An 18,042-nucleotide genomic window follows, 5' to 3' on the forward strand; every position below is an offset into this window, starting at 1 on the left:
TGCAGGTCACTTGGGTAACCAAACTTTAATAACCCAGAGCATTAAAAACCCTTGTTTGTGTCCTCTTAACGCATAGGATCCAGAACAATAAATTTTTTCATGAAACGCCTATTCCTAAGCCTTACATTTTTTGCATCGACCCATTCTATTTTTGCCCAGACACCCGGCTCTCTGAAACTGTGGTACCGGCAACCCGCCGGAGATACCTGGACCGACGCCCTGCCAGTCGGTAACGGCCGGCTGGGCGCAATGGTCTACGGAAATCCGGAACAGGAAATTTTGAAACTGAATGAATCGACTGTTTGGGCAGGCGGCCCGAACCGGAACGACAACCCCGACGCGCTGGCTGCGTTACCCACCGTTAGAAAACTGATTTTCGAAGGAAAAAATGATGAAGCGTCTGCACTCGCGGCGGCTAAAATCGAATCCAAGACAACCAACGGGATGATGTATCAGCCAGTGGGCGATCTTCATATCAGGTTTCCGGGGCACGAACAGTTTACCGGCTATCATCGCGAGCTGGACCTTGAAAAGGCGGTCACGACTACTTCCTATACCGTGGGCGACGTCACATACACCCGGCAGGTTATCGCCTCGGTTCCCGACCAGATCGTCGTGATCCGCCTGACTGCCGATAAGCCGGGGAAACTGACATTTCAATCCTCGCTGAGCAGCCCGCAAAAGGGAGAAAGGAGAACAGAGAAGGGAGGAAGGTTGATTTTTGCGGGTGTAAGCGGCGATAAGGAGGGAATTAAAGGACAAGTCGCGTTTCATACACATGTACGCGTAATACCCGAAGGCGGGCGTTTGAGCGAGGGCGATACGCTCGTAACTGTGGAAAAAGCGGACGCTGCCACCATATACATTTCCATCGCGACGAATTTTGTGGATTATAAGACGTTGACAGCCAATGCACAGGCGAAGGCGGATCAGTATCTCTCCAAGGCATCCGCTAAATCATTTGATACTATTCTCAAAAGTCATATTGCGGCTTATCAGCACTATTTCAACCGCGTAAAACTGGATCTGGGAACCAGCGCGGCAGCCCGGTTACCAACCGACGAACGTATTGTCGGGTTTGCCGCCGGTAATGACCCGCAGCTGGTATCGCTGTATTTCCAATTCGGACGCTACCTGCTCATATCCGCTTCACAGCCAGGTGGCAACGGAATGCCGGTGGGGCAGCCCGCCAACCTGCAAGGTATCTGGAACAACCTGATGAACCCACCCTGGGGCAGTAAGTATACCATCAATATCAACACGGAAATGAACTACTGGCCGGCGGAGGTCACCAACCTGACCGAAATGCACGAGCCGCTGGTGCAAATGGTAAAGGAATTGTCGGTCACAGGCAGGGAAACTGCCCGGGTCATGTATGGTGCAAAAGGTTGGCTGGCGCATCACAACACAGATTTGTGGCGCATTACCGGCCCTGTCGATCCGATATTCTATGCCATGTGGCCCATGGGCGGAGCCTGGTTGAGTACGCATTTGTGGGAAAAATATGCCTATTCGGGCGATAAAGCCTACTTGCAGTCGGTATACCCTGCATTGAAAGGTTCAGCCCAGTTTTTCGTGGATTTCCTGGTACCGGAGCCGGAACACAACTGGTTGGTGGTCGTACCGGGCATGTCGCCGGAAAATGCTCCCTCCATTCGTCCCAAAACAACCATTGGGGCGGGAAATACCATGGACAATCAGATCGTCTACGACATTTTTACCTGTGCCATCAAAGCGGCGGGAGCATTAGGTACAGACGCGGATTTTGTGAAGGTCCTCCGAGCCAAACGTGCGCAGTTGCCCCCGATGCAGGTCGGGAAATTCGGGCAATTGCAGGAATGGCTGGAAGATCTGGACAGCCCGGAAGACAAGCACCGTCATATTTCGCATTTGTACGGACTATATCCGTCGCATCAGTTGTCTGCCTACCGCACCCCGGAGCTGTTCAGTGCTGCCCGCACTTCGCTCGAACATCGCGGAGACGTTTCTACTGGCTGGTCGATGGGTTGGAAAGTCAACTGGTGGGCGCGCCTGCTCGATGGCAACCGGGCTTATAAACTGATTACCGACCAGCTTTCGCCGGTGAATGCACCAGGTAAAAATGGCGGAGGCGGTACCTATACCAACCTGTTCGACGCGCACCCGCCATTCCAGATCGACGGGAACTTCGGCTGTACCGCCGGTATTGCCGAAATGCTGATGCAGAGCCACGACGGTGCTATTCATCTGCTGCCCGCGTTGCCGGATAGCTGGAAAAACGGCAGCATTCAGGGCCTGCGTGCACGGGGTGGTTTCGAGATTGTTTCAATGGAATGGAAAGATGGTAAGTTGGCTAAACTCGTTGTAAAATCCAATCTGGGCGGAAACTGCCGGTTGAGATTGCCTAATGCATTGAAAGGCAGTGGTATTGCACAAGTACAGCCGGGAGTGGTTAATACAAATCCATTTTATCAGCTCGAAAATATTCCAAAACCATTGATCTCGCCCGAAGCTAAAATTACAGCGACGAAACTACCCGAAACAGCACTTTACGATTTCAAAACAGAAAAAGGCCAAACCTACACATTTAGCCTGTAACCCTTATCTCCTAAACCCATGAACAAAAAAATCTGGATAGCCGGCATCCTGGCAGCGACACTCGTGACCTGCCAGGTATCGCGACAGAATACTTCCAAAACCAGTGCATTACGTACAACCGACGAATCTGTGGCGGCGATTCCCGTGTTCACCGAAAACCCATCCCCCGCGTATCTCACGCCGGAGCAAAGCATCAAAACCTTCAAACTGCCGAAGGGTTACCACCTCGAACTGGTCGCCAGCGAACCGATGATCCATGAACCGGTTGCGGTGGCATGGGACGGCAACGCGCGTATGTATGTGGCTGAGCTCAACACCTATATGCAGGATGTGGAAGGCACTGACGAACATGCCCAAACGAGCCGGGTGATGCTGCTGGAAGACACGAACAATGACGGCAAAATGGATAAAAGCTCGGTTTTTATAGACAAGATGCTGTTGCCCAGAATGCTCTTGTGTGTAGGGCACGAGTTGCTCGTGAATGAGACCGATACCTATGATATTTATGCTTACAAAGACACGAACAAGGACGGTATGGCCGATGAAAAGCGGCCTGTTTACACTCCGGGTAAAAAGTCGCCCGGGAACCTCGAACACCAGCGTTCGGGCCTGAACTGGAATGTCGATAACTGGATTTACATGGCCGTGGACCCCGTCCGGTTCCGTTATACAGGCGGTATCCTCAAACCCGACTCCATTCCGAGCGGATCGAACGGGCAATGGGGCTTGACGCATGACAACTACGGAAGGCTGTACTTCTCGTCGGCCGGTGGCGAAGTACCAGCACTGGGATTTCAGCTGAACCCGGTGTATGGCCGTATGGAGTTCAACGACCAATACAAGGAGGAATTCAATGAGGTATGGCCTATTATCAAAACGCCGGATGTGGAAGGCGGGCTGAAAAGGTTACGTGCCGATACGACATTGAACCACTTCACGGCCAGTTGCGGGCAGGTAATCTTCCGGGGAGATAAGCTGCCGCGGGATCTGCAAGGCGACCTGCTCATCAGCGAGCCGGTCGGTCGACTGATCCGCCGTGCCAAAGTGATCAACAAAAACGGCAAGATCACCCTCGAAAATGCTTATGACAAATCGGAATTCATTACTTCGACTGATATGAACTTCCGTGCCGTCAATATGTATACGGGACCTGACGGCTGCCTGTACATTGTGGATATGAACCGGGGGATCATCCAGGAAGGAAACTGGACGGGGCCGAAAAGCTACCTGCGTCCGCAGATTCAACGGCTGGGTTTGGACAAAAATATCCAGCACGGACGGATCTATCGCCTGGTTTACGACGGGATGGAACGCGGTGCGGCACCCAAAATGCTCGACGAACCTTCGAAAAAACTGGTTGGCTACCTGGCACATCCCAATGGCTGGTGGCGCGACAATGCGCAAAAGGAGCTGATCGTACGCAACGATAAATCGGTGATTCCTATATTGAAAGCCATTGCAACCGGTCAGCAGAACGAAGCCATTCCCGCTTCGCCGGCCCTGGCGCGTTTGCACGCATTGTGGACATTGGAAGGACTTGGTGGATTGAACGAGGAAGTGCTACTGAGTGCATTGAAAGACAGCGACGCGGAAGTGCGTAAAGCAGCGGTGCGCATGACGGAACCTTACCTGAAAAATGATCAGAGCCTGGTGGCATCCCTTGCTGCAATGAAAACCGATCCTTCGCCGGATGTACGCATGCAGCTGGTATTTTCGCTGGCATTCAGCCCATCAGGCGAAGCAAAAGCACTGGCCGCACAAATCGTTTCTGCCTCTTCGGGCACGGAAGTAATTGCCCGGGCGCCGAGAAGCATCGATAAAAATGAAGATGCCAAGAAGTTCGGGATGCGGCTAGGACGTCTGGATGCGGCCGACCGTGAACTGGTCATGAATGGGTCGGTGATCTACAAATCCCTGTGTGCAACCTGCCATGGGGCAGACGGTAAAGGGCTTATGAGTAAAACGGCCCCACAGCTGACCGGTTCGCGCCGGCTGAACCGGAACAATACCAATGCCGCGGTCCGCATCCTGCTGCACGGCCTCTCCGGGCCAATTGATGGCGACACCTACCCGACGGAAATGCCATCCATGAAGGATAATGACGACCAATGGATCGCTTCGGTACTGAGCTATGTGCGGCACGAGTTTACCAATTCACCGCCGGTGCGCCCTGCGGATGTGAAGGCCATCCGGGAGCAGACTGCCTCGCAGGACAGAGCCTTTACATTGGATGAACTGTCGATCCAATAAAGAGAAACCAAAACCGAAACGATAGATTGATGAAAAGCGAGCGGTTTTTGCGGTCGGTGCTGCTGAAAAGAAGCATCGGCTTGTCCGCGGGCGCGCTGTGCGTGGCGATGATGCTCGGTACCGGGTTGACCGGCGAACAAAGCGGGCGGGACACTGACTGGCCCAATTACGGGGGTAATAAAGCAGGTAACCGGTATTCGGCATTGAATCAGATCAACCTCGACAATGTCAAAGACCTGGAAGTAGCCTGGATGTACGATGCATCCGAAAAGCCGGACCCGGCCAATCCCGGCCGGCAGCGCAACCGCGCCATTCAATGCCAACCCATTGTTGTGAACGGTGTTTTGTATGGTACCACGCCCGAATTAAAGCTTTTTGCATTGAAAGCAGGCACCGGAGAGCAAATCTGGAAATTCGAGCCATTCAAGGACGATCGCCTCAACTCTAACCGGGGGGTGGTGTATTGGGAGAGTGGAAGCGACAAGCGTATACTGTACACGGTAGGATCCAGCCTGTACGCCGTGAATGCGGTTACCGGCAAAATCGTGAAGAGTTTTGGCCAGGAAGGGCGGGTAGATATTCACACCGGTTTGCAGACTAACTTGGACCACGACGTCAGCAAATTATCCGTCAATGCGACGAGTCCTGGAATTGTATTCAAAAACACCTTCATACTCGGATCAGCGGTATCCGAATCGGGGGACGCAGCACCGGGGCACGTCCGGGCATTCGATGTAGTGACGGGGAACCTCAAATGGGTTTTTCATACGATCCCGCAACCAGGTGAATTTGGCTATGAGACCTGGCCAAAAGATGCCTACAAAAAGATCGGTGCCGCCAATAACTGGAGTGGCATGAGCCTGGACGAAACGCGGGGCGTGGTTTATTTCGGTACGGGTTCCCCGGCATCGGATTTCTACGGCGGCGACCGGAAGGGCAGTAACCTGTTTGCGAACTGTATTATGGCGCTCGACGCCCAGACCGGCAAGCGGAAATGGCATTACCAGACGATCCACCACGATCTCTGGGACCGCGACCATCCGAGTCCGCCGAATCTTACAACTATTCTCCACAATGGAAAGAAGACAGACGTGGTGGTCCAATCCACGAAAGACGGCCTGGTGTTCGTGCTCGACCGTGACAGCGGCGAGTCGATATTCCCTGTTGAGGAGCGGAAAGTGCCGGTGAACGGTCTCCCAGGCGAATATCCGTATCCGACCCAGAAATTCCCATTGAAACCCGCCCCGCTTTCCCGGCAGGTCTACACAGAAACCGATATCACAGATATTTCACCCGAGGCGCATGCGTATGTGAAGGAGCGCTACGAAAAGATCAGAACGGATCACAAATTCACGCCCCCCAACACGGCGGGAACCTTGCTTTTCGGGTACAGCGGAGGCGCGGAATGGGGAGGTAATGCCGTAGACCCCGAAGGCATATTTTACCAGAATGTGAATGAAGAACCCTGGGAGCTGATCATGGCAGAAGCCAGCCAAAAGAAAAACGAAGCACCCCGCTCGCCTGGAAATGCACTGTACATCGCCAATTGCGCGGCATGTCACGGCCAGGACCGGAAGGGCAGCGGCCCTGAATTACCTCCGCTGATCGACATCGGTAAAAAACTGAATGCCTCCGCCATCAAGAGCATTCTGAAAACAGGAAGCGGAAGAATGCCTTCGTTCGGGCATTTGTCTGATAAAGAGCACGATGCGCTTATCAACTTTCTTTTGAACAAAGAAGGAGAAAGTAAAGCACCGGTCAAACTGGCTGATCAGGCAAAGCCTGCTTCCAAAGGCGGCTTCCCGTACGTGCCTGCCTACGTGAGCAAAACCTGGCGTCGCTTTACGGATCAGAACGGTTATCCGGGTATCAAGCCACCGTGGGGCACATTGAATGCCATTGACCTCAACACCGGTGAATACCTCTGGCGTGTACCGCTGGGCGAATATCCCGAATTAACTAAAAAAGGCATCCCTATTACGGGTACCGACAGTTACGGAGGGCCGCTGGTGACCGCAGGCGGGCTTGTTTTCATTGCCGGAACCAAGGATGAAAAGATCCGTGCATTCGACCGGAAAACCGGCAAAACGGTTTGGGAGTACCAGTTGCCCGCTGGCGGTTTCGCCACACCGATTTCGTACCAGATTAATGGCAGGCAGTACGTGGTGATCGCTGCCGGCGGCGGCCGCGGGCAGAAAATAGGCGGGAATTACATTGCATTTGCATTAAAATAAATACTAAACCTGTACATATGACGAAGAACGAAAACTCCCGGGACAACAGCCGCCGCAATGCGATGAAAATGCTGGCCGCTGGTTCCGCAGCAGGACTGCTATCCCTGTTCGATAGCCCCAAAGCGCGGGCCGAGCGCTATGAAATGCCCCAGTATGCGAAGGGAGCAGCGTCAGTCACGATTACCAATGTGAAGGCGATTACTACGGCACCCGGCGGGGCCAACCTGGTGATCGTGAAGGTAGAAACCTCCGAGCCGGGCCTGTATGGCTTGGGCTGCGCCACTTTCACACAGCGCGCAATGGTGGTGATCCCGGCGGTGAATATCTACCTCAACGAATTCTGTGTCGGCAAGGACGTCGATAACATCGAGGACATGTGGCAGTCGGCTTATGTAAGCTCTTACTGGCGCAACGGGCCGGTGCTGAACAATGCATTGTCCGGACTGGACCAGGCGCTTTGGGACATCAAAGGCAAGCGCGCAAAAATGCCCGTACACCAGCTCCTGGGCGGAAAGGCGCGCATTGCGGTGGATACCTACACGCACGCGAGCGGGCCTACACCCGAGGCCATCGCCGACAAAGTGCAGCAATATATGTCCGAAGGTTTCCGTCACATCCGCATTCAGCAAGGTGGCTACGGCGGAGTGGGGGCGATGGACGAAGTCAAACCTGATTTCAAGGCGGCCGGTTTTGGCAGGGCTTCCGACGATTTCAGCGACCAGCGTACCTATCTGAAACGGGTACCCAAAATGTTTGAAATGGTCCGCAAAAGATGCGGCGAAGACATCGAGCTGCTGCACGACATGCATGAGCTGGTGGAGCCGATGGATGCGATCAATATGATCAAAGGACTGGAAGAATACCGCCCGTACTTCATCGAAGACGCATTTTCTCCCGAAAACATGGGCTGGTTCAAACAGTTGCGGCAGAGTACCACTGTGCCGATCGCGATGGGAGAACTTTTCAACAATATCAACGAGTTCCGCGACCCGATGGCGAACCAGCTTTTCGATTACATCCGTTGCCATATTTCGCAGCTGGGCGGCATTACCCCGGCCATGAAAGTAGCGCGGCTGGGCGAGTGGTTTAATGTCAAAACGGCATGGCATGGTCCGGGCGACACTTCGCCGGTAGGGCATGCCGCGAATAACAACATCGACATTGCGGTCTGGAACTTCGGTATCCAGGAATCGCAGCGTTTCAGTGAAAAGGTGCAGGAAGTATTTCCGGGTTGTCCCACCATCAAGAACGGTTATTACTATGTGAATGAAACGCCGGGACTCGGGATCGATATCAATGAGAAAGAAGCAGCCAAATACCCGATCGGAACGAAGTCGCGGTGGACGGTGCGGAAGAGCGATGGGACCCTGTTAAAGCCCTGAAAATCAGTTGATTCGTGACAATGCGCTATTTTTTATTGAAATTGTTAAAAAAATCAATGAAAAATAGGGCTTGTTAATGGTTTGTTAAGTTTTTCTTAATGGCTGGATTTTAGGTTTGCCGGAACATATTTACCCTTTTTTCCGGCGCCATTGCTATGAATGATTCAGACTTGTGGAGCAGTTTCCGAAGCGGGGATGAAACGGCCTTTTCAATGCTTTACAAATCCCATATCGAGATCCTGTACCGGTATGGCCATAAATTGACTACCGACACGCAACTGGTGGAAGACTCCATCCAGGACATGTTCATCGAGCTCTGGAACAGCCGGAAAAGGCTGTCAGACACCGATAGCATCAAATATTATCTTTTCCGGATCCTGCGTCGTAAAATCACACAGCATCCGTTAAACCGAAACGTAGCCGGTGCCGGGGTGGAAGCTGAGAAAGTGGACGCCCTTGAGCACCGGTTCTTCTCTGTCTCGGCCGAAAGCGAGCTGATCGACTATGAAAGCGAGCAGGGCCGGTCGCGCATGCTCGGGCGCGCACTCACACAGTTGCCCCCGAGGCAGCAGGAAGTAGTGAACCTCCGCTACTACAACGAGTTCAACCACCAGCAGATCGCCGACATCATGAACATCTCCCTGCAATCGGTACACAACACGCTTCAAAAGTCGATGAAGGGCCTGCGTACGCTGCTATCAGGCTACTCGGAGATCATTCTTTCAGCATTGATCTTCCTCTTTTTGAATTGAAATCACCTCATTTTCAAGGTTAAGTCAAATTTTCTCGAAAAAATTTACCCTTTCAGGGGTAATCTGTGCTCCTTTCTCCCATTTGATTTTGGAGGACGAAATCAGATTTTTCCATGAATTATTTGTCATTTGAACCGGAGGACTTTGCGACAGATGCATTCTTTTGCAGCTGGGTCCTGCATCCGACCCCGGAGACAGAGCTATTCTGGCTGGACTTCTTCCGGGACAATCCTTCCAAAGCGAAGGACATTGAGCTGGCCCGCCAAATGGTGTTGCTGGCTTCGCTGGATGACGACGTCGGGCCTTCGACCGAAGCGGTGGACCGGATCTGGGAAGGCATTGAAGCAGGCAAGAACAAAAAGCACATTATTTTCCGGAACCGGCTGGTATGGATGAAAGTCGCGGCGGTGGTGACGTTGCTGCTGGTTGCATTCGTTTTTTACATCGGCCGGCAAAACCAGAACCATACCTACCACACTACTTTCGGCGAATCGCGGCGTGTGCTGTTACCGGACGGATCCCTGGTAACGCTCAATGCGAATTCGAGCCTGCGCGTGGCGGATCGCTGGGGCCGGCGCACCGAACGAGAGGTGTGGCTAAATGGTGAAGCATTTTTCAGCGTCAGGAAACTAAAAAGAGAAGGGGAGGCTGTGAAATTCGTGGTGCATACGCACGACCTCAACGTGGAAGTCCGCGGAACGGAATTCAATGTGAACACCCGCAAGCAGCAAACGCGGGTTGTTCTGAGCGAGGGCCTGGTCCATTTGCATTTGAATGGCAGGGATCAGAAGGAGATCCGGATGAAACCTGGCGACCTCGTCGATTTTTCGAGAAAAAACCAGAAACTGTCGATGCGGCACCTCCATGACGCGGCTCCGATGTATTCCTGGAAAAATAACCGCTGGACGCTCAACGACACGCCGCTCAGCGAGATTGCGGCGTTGCTTCACGATACGTATGGCGTAACCGTTACCATCGAAACAGACTCACTTAAAAAGCAGGTCGTGAACGGCATCGTCCCGACCGACAACATGGACGACCTTCTCAATGCATTGGAAAGTGTCTTGCCCATCACTATTACACATCAGGAGAACCGGGTGACGATCCGGGGCCGGCCTAACTAGCAGCAGAAAACATTTACTGAAACCTCAAATCAATGCTCATGAAAAAGATCAACTTACTCATGATGGGATTGCTATGCATGGGCGGCTCGGTCGCTAATGCCCAGACTTTCGCCCGGGGACAGGTTCCCCAGCCGGAACGGGCTGAGCAACCTGTATACCGAAGCCTCGACCAGGTCCTGCGTGACCTGGAAAAGAGGCATAGCGTGTACTTTATGTATCACAATGATAAGATCAAGTCGATGCAGATCCAGTACCAGGCGCGCGGGGCCGAGGCCATCGAAGAAACGCTGGAGCGGATACTGAAGTCCAATGGATTGGAATACAAAAAGCACGGAAAGATCTACGCGATCTTTCCGAAAGATGCGGACGCAGGGTCTGTCAAAGAGCTGAAACAAAGTCTGCGTCAGACTCAATTACCGCCGAGAGGTTCCGAGCCGTCTATGGAAATGCAGCCGGGACAAAACCTGACCAGCCCTGAGAATGCACCGAAGGCGATCAATATACGGGGTAAGGTAACCGACGAGAAGAATGAGCCGCTTCCCGGTGTAAGCATTATTCTCAAGGGCACGCAACGCGGCACTACTACCGACGTGAACGGACAATACCAACTCGAAATCCCCGATGAAGCAGCTTCCGGCACGGTGCTGGTGTTCAGTTTTGTGGGATATGAAAGCCAGGAAGTGGTGGCAGGCGGGCGTACGAGCATCGACGTAGGCATGCGTGTGGCGGAAAGAGGACTGGATGAAATCGTGGTGGTAGGTTACGGTGAGCAGCGGAAAAGTGATGTTACGGGGGCTTCCAGTACAGTTTCCGCGAAGGAGATCGGCAAACGGCCATTGGTACGCGTAGAGCAGGCATTGCAGGGAACGACATCGGGCGTAACGGTGTCGAGTTCGAGTGGGCAGCCGGGGCGGGGATTGAATGTCCGTATCCGGGGCGCGAACTCCATTACCGGGTCCAATGAGCCATTGTATGTGATCGATGGTTTTGTCGGCGGTAACATCGAATCCATTAACCCGAACGACATCGAGTCCCTTGAAATCTTGAAAGATGCTTCTTCCGCGGCCATTTACGGTTCGAGAGGATCGAACGGGGTGGTGCTGATTACGACCAAAACCGGTAAGGAGGGCAAAGCGCGGGTCAATTTCAGTACCTGGTTCAGCAAAGCCAGTATTCCCAGGAAACTAGACCTGATGAATGCCTATGATTTTGCCAGAACGGTGAACACCCAATTTGCCTCTACCGGTAATGCCCCGGCATTCTCCGATCAACGGCTGGCCGAGTTGAAAGCCAATGGCGGTACCGACTGGCAGGACGAGCTGCATCAGGAACCCTGGATCCAAAACTATCAGCTGGATGTGTCGGGCGGTTCGTCGAATGTCCGTTACTTGTTTTCAGCCAACTACCTGGATCAACCGGGGTTGATTTTAAACCAATATTACAAAAGGACAACACTGCGTGCGAACATCGATGCCAAACTGAACGACAAGATCGATCTGAAATTCAATGTAGCTGCGATGTTGCCCAACAGCCGCAACAACGGCTATTCGGGCGACCTGACCGACCCGTTCACGCAGGCTACCGAATGGGACCCGACCTCGCCTGTGCGCGACCCGGCTACCGGACAGTTTATTTATACAGCGCCTTACGGATCGATCCAGTATAACCCGATCTCGCGTGCTACCAACCAGCAGTTCGATAACCGTCAGGCCAATGTGACCGGAACGGCTGTGCTGACTTACCGGATCATAAAAGGCTTATCGTTCACGACGATCAATACTTACGAGATCCGATCGCAGTTTGGTCAGAATCTCTTCGGGCCGGGAACGAGCAATGGGGTGCTGTATGCAGAAGGCAATGCGTCGCGGGGCGGTTTCTTCCAGAACAGTAACTTTTTGACCTACAAAACCAACTTCGGAGACCACTCGCTGACTGTGACCGCCTTGTACGAGCAGCAGAACGGGAACAATACTTCCCTCAATGCCCGTTCCAACAACCTGTCGTCCTATGCACTAGGGTACTATAACCTGAGCCTTGGCGCGACACAGCAGACCAATTCGGGTTATTCGCAGGACGCATTGCAGTCGTACATGGGGCGGGTTAATTATGCTTATAAAGATAAGTACCTGCTCACCGCCGCGGTCCGTACCGATGGTTCCTCGCACCTCACGCAGAAGTACAGCACTTTCCCGTCACTGGCCCTGGGCTGGAATGTGGCGAATGAGGATTTCATGAAAGACTCGAAGGTCTTTTCCGACTTGAAGCTACGTGCAAGCTACGGGCAGACCGGCAACCAGGCAGTAGGTGCCTATGCAACTATCGCACAGATCACTACCGGCGGACCGCAGCCAGCCTATTATTTCGATGGTTCCACGGCCAGCGTAGCCACGCCGTTGGGAGCGCCGGTTTCGAAGAATTTGAAATGGGAACGTACAGAGCAGTTTGACGTTGGTCTCGATGCGTCGTTTCTCAGAGGTAGGCTTACATTCACAGCGGATGCCTACAAAAAGAACATTTCCGACCTGCTTTACAATTACCAGGCGCCCTTTTACATGGGCGGGGGCGATTACCTGCGCAACATCGGAAGTGTAGAGAACAGGGGGATCGAGTTTTCGGTAGGTGGTACGCCGGTCAGCTCGGGCAGACTACGGTGGACGACTAATTTCAACATCTCTTTCAACCGGAACAAAGTAACCGACCTGGGCGGGCTCGACAATGTGATCGTCAACGGGATTGGTTCGGCAGGAAACAGCGCCTCGATCCTTCGGGTGGGGCGGCCTTTGGGTGAGTTTTATGGCTATCAATTCCTGGGAACCTGGAAAACCAATGAAGCCGAGGAGGCCACTAAATATGGTATGAAGCCCGGTGACGCGAAGTACACCGACGTCAACGGTGACCATGCCTACACTGCCGACGACCGCATGCCGATCGGAAACGGTACGCCGAAATATTCTTTCGGTTTTATCAATGATGTGAGCTACGGCGATTTTACGCTGAGCTTCATGTTCCAGGGCACGCACGGGAACCAGATCTACTCGCAAACACTCGCGTACCTCTGGGGCGGGCTGGGAGATCAGCGGAATGCGACCACCCAGGATGCGCTCAATATATGGACGCCTGACAACCAGACCGATAACCCCGCATTCAGCAATACCAGCAAGAATTTCAACAACAGCAGCCGGTATGTGTACAATGCGAGCTATATCAAGCTGAAAAACGTTTCGCTGACCTACAAACTGCCGGCGGCGGTCCTGAACAAGATCAGGGTTCGTAACCTGGAGGTGTACCTCAGCAGCCAGAACCTGTTTATGATCACCAAGTATCCGGGCTACGATCCTGAGGTTTCCAATGGGTTCAATGCCATTACACAGGGTCTGGAAATGGGTGTGATCCCGAATGCCAAGACTTACACGATCGGTTTGAGATTGGGATTGTAAAGGACAGGTTTCATGACATTTTAAAAAGAGCATTATGAAAGTGAAATATTCAATATTATCGATTCTGTTTGCTGCGATAGCATTCTCGGGATGCCAGAACCTGACCGAGGACCCGAAAGCAAACCTGACGCCGGGAACCTATTTCAAGACGCAATCCGATCTGGACGGAGCGGTGTCGGCCATTTACATTCAGTTTGCCAGGGATGGTGCATGGGGTTTTACTAACCGGAGTACTTCATATTTCGGGTCCGACGATTTCACCACCGACCCCGGGCTGAACAAGGAGGATTTTCGCCTTTTCGACCGTCTGAGCGGCGGCAGCGGAAACCTGAGTATGGTTGCACAATGGCAGGGGCCGTGGCAGGGTATTTATCAGGCCAACAATGTGATTGCGAATTATGCCAAAGTCAATTCGACGGAGGAACTCAAAAACCAGTCCGCGGGCCAGGCTTACTTCCTGCGTGCATTGGGTTACTACTACCTGGTGCGGACATTCGGCCCGGTACCGGTGATCCTGACGCCCATCGATGTCGATGACCGGCCAGACCGCGATCCCGTAGAGAAAGTGTATGAAGCCATTATTGCCGATCTGCAAAAAGCCAAAGAGTTGCTGCCCGTGAAATTTGCGAATGCACCCGGTAAAGCCACCCAGATGGCAGCCCGTTCGCTGCTCGCGGATGTGTACCTGACGATGACCGGCTGGCCTTTGAGCCAGGCCTCGTACTATGCCCAGGCGGCGACGGAGGCCGATGCGGTGATTAAATCCGGGCAATTCAATGTGAGCACTCCTTATGCGCAGGTTTTCACGACGAACAACGGTCCCGAATCGATCTTCGGGTTGCAGTATAATGTCAATGGCGGTTTGCCATTGCGCAGCGCTGGGTCTTCCTGCGTGCCGCTGGACGAGGTGGCTACGAATGGATCGAGCGGCTGGGATGACTATTATCCGGAAATTAATTTTTACAAAAAAGCGCCTAAATGCAAGCGTACGGACGATACGTTCTACACAACACTGAAACTGCGGCAGCCGGATGGCAAAACTTTTAAACTGGTATCCTGGGATTCACCCGAAACCCACGCGCGGCATCCCTACTATAAGAAATTCCGTGCCGGTTTGAATGGTGACGGAGTTTCGGAAACGGAGACAGCCATTAACTCGATCAATCCCAGCACCAACAAGGTGTATGACATCATCCGCTATCCGCTGGTGTTGCTGGCGTACGCAGAAGCTTCGGCGATGGCGGGCGGCGGGCCTACCGCTGCAAGCTACGCAGCGATCAACGAGGTACGGAAACGGGCTGGTTTGCCCAATCTGACGGCTGGCTTATCAGCGACAGCATTTCGGGATTCGGTCGTGTACGAGCGGGCTTACGAGTTTGCGGGAGAGTTCGGGGTGCGCTGGTTTGACATTGTCCGGTTGCAGCTGTTGCCGAAGATCGTCGCGGAAAGGAGCCCGGAAGAAAATCCGATTCCCGCTAATACCAATTTCAGTCAGAAATATCTCGCCCCGATCCCATTCAACGAAATGACCCGAAACACCAAATGGGCGCAGAATGAAGGATACTGATGCGCATCCCGAACCCAAGGCTTCAGCCTTGGGCGCGCCGGCAGAGCTCACCATAGACTGAGCTCTGTCGGCGCGCCCAGAGCTCAGTCTATGGTGAGCGCACTGATGCCGGGCTCACCGGGAACCCACCCCAGTGAGCCACGGTGCGGAACTCACGTGTGGCTAGGCTCCAGCGTGTCTCACATGTATCTCACATGCGTGAGCTCAGTGGGAGCTCGCATAGGGGCCGCCTGCGAGTTCCGGGATATCTGACAGCAGAGGCAGCCCCACCGCGAACTCAGGGATGCCTCAGGCGAGGGTCAGTCCCGCTTGCCTGGGATTGCGCCACGTGAGACTCGGCCCCGGGAGCTCAGTCGTACCTCGTGTATGGGCAGCCTATGAGCCCTGGGGTGCTGATGGATGGGGTAGTCATAGTCTGGACGGCATATGCGGTGCGGTTGCCATAACTGAGGTTCTGTGGATGTGCTGGCGGTGCTCGGGCCGTCAGTCTCGGGAGTAGCCCGCCGGTGGACTGCCCGTCGGTGCCAGCCCACTGGGGTGTCGGTCCGTCGTTACCGGTCCACCGGGGTGTCGGTCCGCCAGGGGTATCAGTCCACCGAGGTGCCGGTCCCAGGGCTGAAGCCCTGGGTTGGGGGGAGAGCTATACAGATCAACTTGTGATGATGAGAGAAAATCCGAGATATATACCATCTTTCGGGAGCGACATCCGGGCGGGCCGACGTTTGATACTTTTCAAACTGATCAGCGTTGCTTTGCCTTTGTTGTGCATTCTTTTGATCGAATGCGGGTTACGGATGTTCCATTACGGTGCCGACCTCAACCTTTTTATCGAATATCCTCTTGACAAAAATTACCTATACCTAAACCCTGACGCTTCCAAACGATACTTCATTAACCAGAAGAATGCGACGACCGGTAATGTGGAACCTTTTTTGAAAAAGAAAGCCGCAGGTACCCGTCGCATTTTCGTTTTGGGAGAGTCTACCACGATTGGCTATCCCTATTTTCATAATGGTTCATTTCACCGCTGGCTGCAATTCAGGCTTGCGCACACTTTTCCCGATCAGCATTTTGAGATTATCAACCTGGCTTTGACCGCCGTTAATTCCTACACCGCACTGGGCTTCGCACGGGAGTTGGTGGATTACGCGCCCGATGCCGTGCTGACTTACACCGGGCATAACGAGTATTATGGAGCCATGGGAGTAGGTTCGGCTGAGAGCATTGCGGGTAACCCATGGCTGGTGAATGCATTGCTGCACCTCCGTGGGCTGAGGGTAATTCAGCTGGCAAGTCACTTGTATACGGCGTTGAGCCCGGCAGGAGGAGAAGGTGGTAACGAGGGCACGCGGATGCAGCGCATGGTGGCTGACCAGCGGATCGGCTATCAGTCGGATGCGTACCGGAAGGGTGTGGAGCAATTCCGGGCGAATATGGATCAAATGCTGGCAGTGTTGCACGCGCACCGGATTCCGGTGCTGATCAGTAACCTCGTGAGCAATGATAAAGACCTGCCGCCGTTTGCAAGCGAGGCGGTAGACCCGGTAAAGTTTCCGGAATTTGAACCTTTATATCGTGCCGGCGTCAGAAGTCTTGCTCATGGAGATAGCCTTACTGCGTATCATTTTCTCAAAAAAGCGGGACAGCAATACGAGGCACATGCCGGTTGTAATTATTATTTGGGTCAACTTGAATATGCCCGTAAGCAATTCTCATTGGCGCGCAAGTATTTTACAAAGGCCCGGGATCTGGATGGGTTGCGTTTCAGGGCGCCGGAAGAATTCAACGGCGTGATCCGGCAACTTGTTACCCGCTACTCCAATAGCCATTTGGTAGATGTAAAGGGGCTTTTCGAAGCAAATTCCCCCGGAGGGATTGTCGGAAAGGAACTGATCCTCGAACACGTCCATCCCGATCTGAGAGGATATGCATTCATGTCGGAGGCATTTTATCGGGCATTGAAAAAGACTGGCTTGCTGCCCATGACTGCCTCCGGTGAAATGTCCTTTTCAAAACTTTTGCAAACCATGCCTATTTCCCGCATCGATTCACTGGCCGGGCTTTATAAAGTAGCTAATCTGAAAAACAGCTGGCCATTCAACGGAAGCCTGCAAGACGACTCTTTCAGGATCGAAAGTTTTGAAGAACAGACCGCCCATGCGCTGGCGAATCGTAAACTGGGCTGGAATGAAGCGATGAACGAGGCCTATAATCATTACATTGCCAAAAGCGATTACGAGGAAGCACGGAGAGTGGTAGAGTCGCTCATCCTGGAACAACCTTCCGATCCGCGGTACTATATGAAGTCGGCCATGCTGAGCGGACAAATGCATCGGGAGGGCGATGCTTTGTTCAGTTTTAGAAAGGCCTTTGAGCTCGCACCGTCCTTTGAATCGGCCAGATACCTTTTTGTTTTGTATTTAAAGCAAGACCAGCCCGAAAAAGCACTTCCGTACCTGGATTACGCGATCCGGAGCAATACATCAGGGCTCGATCTCTCGCCGGTGCGGATGTTAGCACAGGAAGTCGTGGCGCTCAGGGCGGTAATGCAGGCCGATTCTTCGGACATTGGAGTGCTGAACAGAATTGCCTTGGCCTACTACAAAATGGACAACCGTGACGGTGCATTGCATTATGTGCGGAAGATTCTCAGGCTCAACGCACACGACCCTTCTGCATTGCAACTGATGGCGATACTCGGGACGAAGCACTAATGTGT

General features: G+C 53.2%; 9 protein-coding genes. All 9 read left to right on the plus strand.

The genetic code is table 11. From position 1 onward, the window contains the following. Window positions 1–99: 99 nt before the first annotated feature. The 9 genes from BP71_RS22500 (at window position 100) to BP71_RS22540 (ending at window position 18,037) form a co-directional block, all read left to right on the plus strand. Window positions 100–2,577 carry a glycoside hydrolase family 95 protein gene (locus BP71_RS22500; protein WP_496383408.1) on the plus strand — a complete coding sequence of 826 codons (2,478 nt, stop codon included), beginning with the start codon at window positions 100–102 and terminating at the stop codon, window positions 2,575–2,577. Window positions 2,578–2,595: 18 nt separating this feature from the next. After that, window positions 2,596–4,827, plus strand: a complete 2,232-nt coding sequence (locus BP71_RS22505) for a DUF7133 domain-containing protein (protein ID WP_496383410.1) — start codon at window positions 2,596–2,598, stop codon at window positions 4,825–4,827. Between the two features lie 29 nt (window positions 4,828–4,856). Continuing rightward, a complete protein-coding gene (locus BP71_RS22510; protein ID WP_496383412.1) occupies window positions 4,857–7,061 on the plus strand; it encodes an outer membrane protein assembly factor BamB family protein in 2,205 nt (734 codons plus the stop codon). A gap of 17 nt (window positions 7,062–7,078) precedes the next feature. Next, window positions 7,079–8,443: an enolase C-terminal domain-like protein gene (locus BP71_RS22515; protein WP_496383414.1), complete on the plus strand. Its 1,365-nt coding sequence runs from the start codon at window positions 7,079–7,081 to the stop codon at window positions 8,441–8,443. 212 nt (window positions 8,444–8,655) lie between these two features. After that, window positions 8,656–9,195 (plus strand): RNA polymerase sigma factor, encoded by a 540-nt coding sequence (locus tag BP71_RS22520; RefSeq protein WP_496383416.1) that lies wholly within the window; start codon window positions 8,656–8,658, stop codon window positions 9,193–9,195. Window positions 9,196–9,308: 113 nt separating this feature from the next. Continuing rightward, window positions 9,309–10,319 carry a FecR family protein gene (locus BP71_RS22525; protein ID WP_496383418.1) on the plus strand — a complete coding sequence of 337 codons (1,011 nt, stop codon included), beginning with the start codon at window positions 9,309–9,311 and terminating at the stop codon, window positions 10,317–10,319. A gap of 38 nt (window positions 10,320–10,357) precedes the next feature. Beyond that, complete coding sequence (locus BP71_RS22530; RefSeq protein WP_496383420.1) at window positions 10,358–13,756, plus strand: SusC/RagA family TonB-linked outer membrane protein; 3,399 nt, start codon at window positions 10,358–10,360, stop codon at window positions 13,754–13,756. 34 nt (window positions 13,757–13,790) lie between these two features. Next, the gene (locus BP71_RS22535) at window positions 13,791–15,323 is read left to right on the plus strand and encodes a RagB/SusD family nutrient uptake outer membrane protein (protein ID WP_496383422.1); all 1,533 of its coding nucleotides are present in this window, start codon (window positions 13,791–13,793) and stop codon (window positions 15,321–15,323) included. A 662-nt stretch (window positions 15,324–15,985) separates the two neighbouring features. Continuing rightward, a complete protein-coding gene (locus tag BP71_RS22540) occupies window positions 15,986–18,037 on the plus strand; it encodes an SGNH/GDSL hydrolase family protein (protein WP_496383424.1) in 2,052 nt (683 codons plus the stop codon). Window positions 18,038–18,042 lie beyond the last annotated feature (5 nt).

The organism is Dyadobacter ginsengisoli DSM 21015 (genome assembly GCF_059568735.1).

Coding starts and splice junctions, on each gene's coding strand:
- BP71_RS22500 (WP_496383408.1), top strand. CDS start 100: ATGAAACGCCTATTCCTAAGCCTTACATTTTTTGCATCGACCCATTCT.
- BP71_RS22505 (WP_496383410.1), top strand. CDS start 2,596: ATGAACAAAAAAATCTGGATAGCCGGCATCCTGGCAGCGACACTCGTG.
- BP71_RS22510 (WP_496383412.1), top strand. CDS start 4,857: ATGAAAAGCGAGCGGTTTTTGCGGTCGGTGCTGCTGAAAAGAAGCATC.
- BP71_RS22515 (WP_496383414.1), top strand. CDS start 7,079: ATGACGAAGAACGAAAACTCCCGGGACAACAGCCGCCGCAATGCGATG.
- BP71_RS22520 (WP_496383416.1), top strand. CDS start 8,656: ATGCTTTACAAATCCCATATCGAGATCCTGTACCGGTATGGCCATAAA.
- BP71_RS22525 (WP_496383418.1), top strand. CDS start 9,309: ATGAATTATTTGTCATTTGAACCGGAGGACTTTGCGACAGATGCATTC.
- BP71_RS22530 (WP_496383420.1), top strand. CDS start 10,358: ATGAAAAAGATCAACTTACTCATGATGGGATTGCTATGCATGGGCGGC.
- BP71_RS22535 (WP_496383422.1), top strand. CDS start 13,791: ATGAAAGTGAAATATTCAATATTATCGATTCTGTTTGCTGCGATAGCA.
- BP71_RS22540 (WP_496383424.1), top strand. CDS start 15,986: ATGAGAGAAAATCCGAGATATATACCATCTTTCGGGAGCGACATCCGG.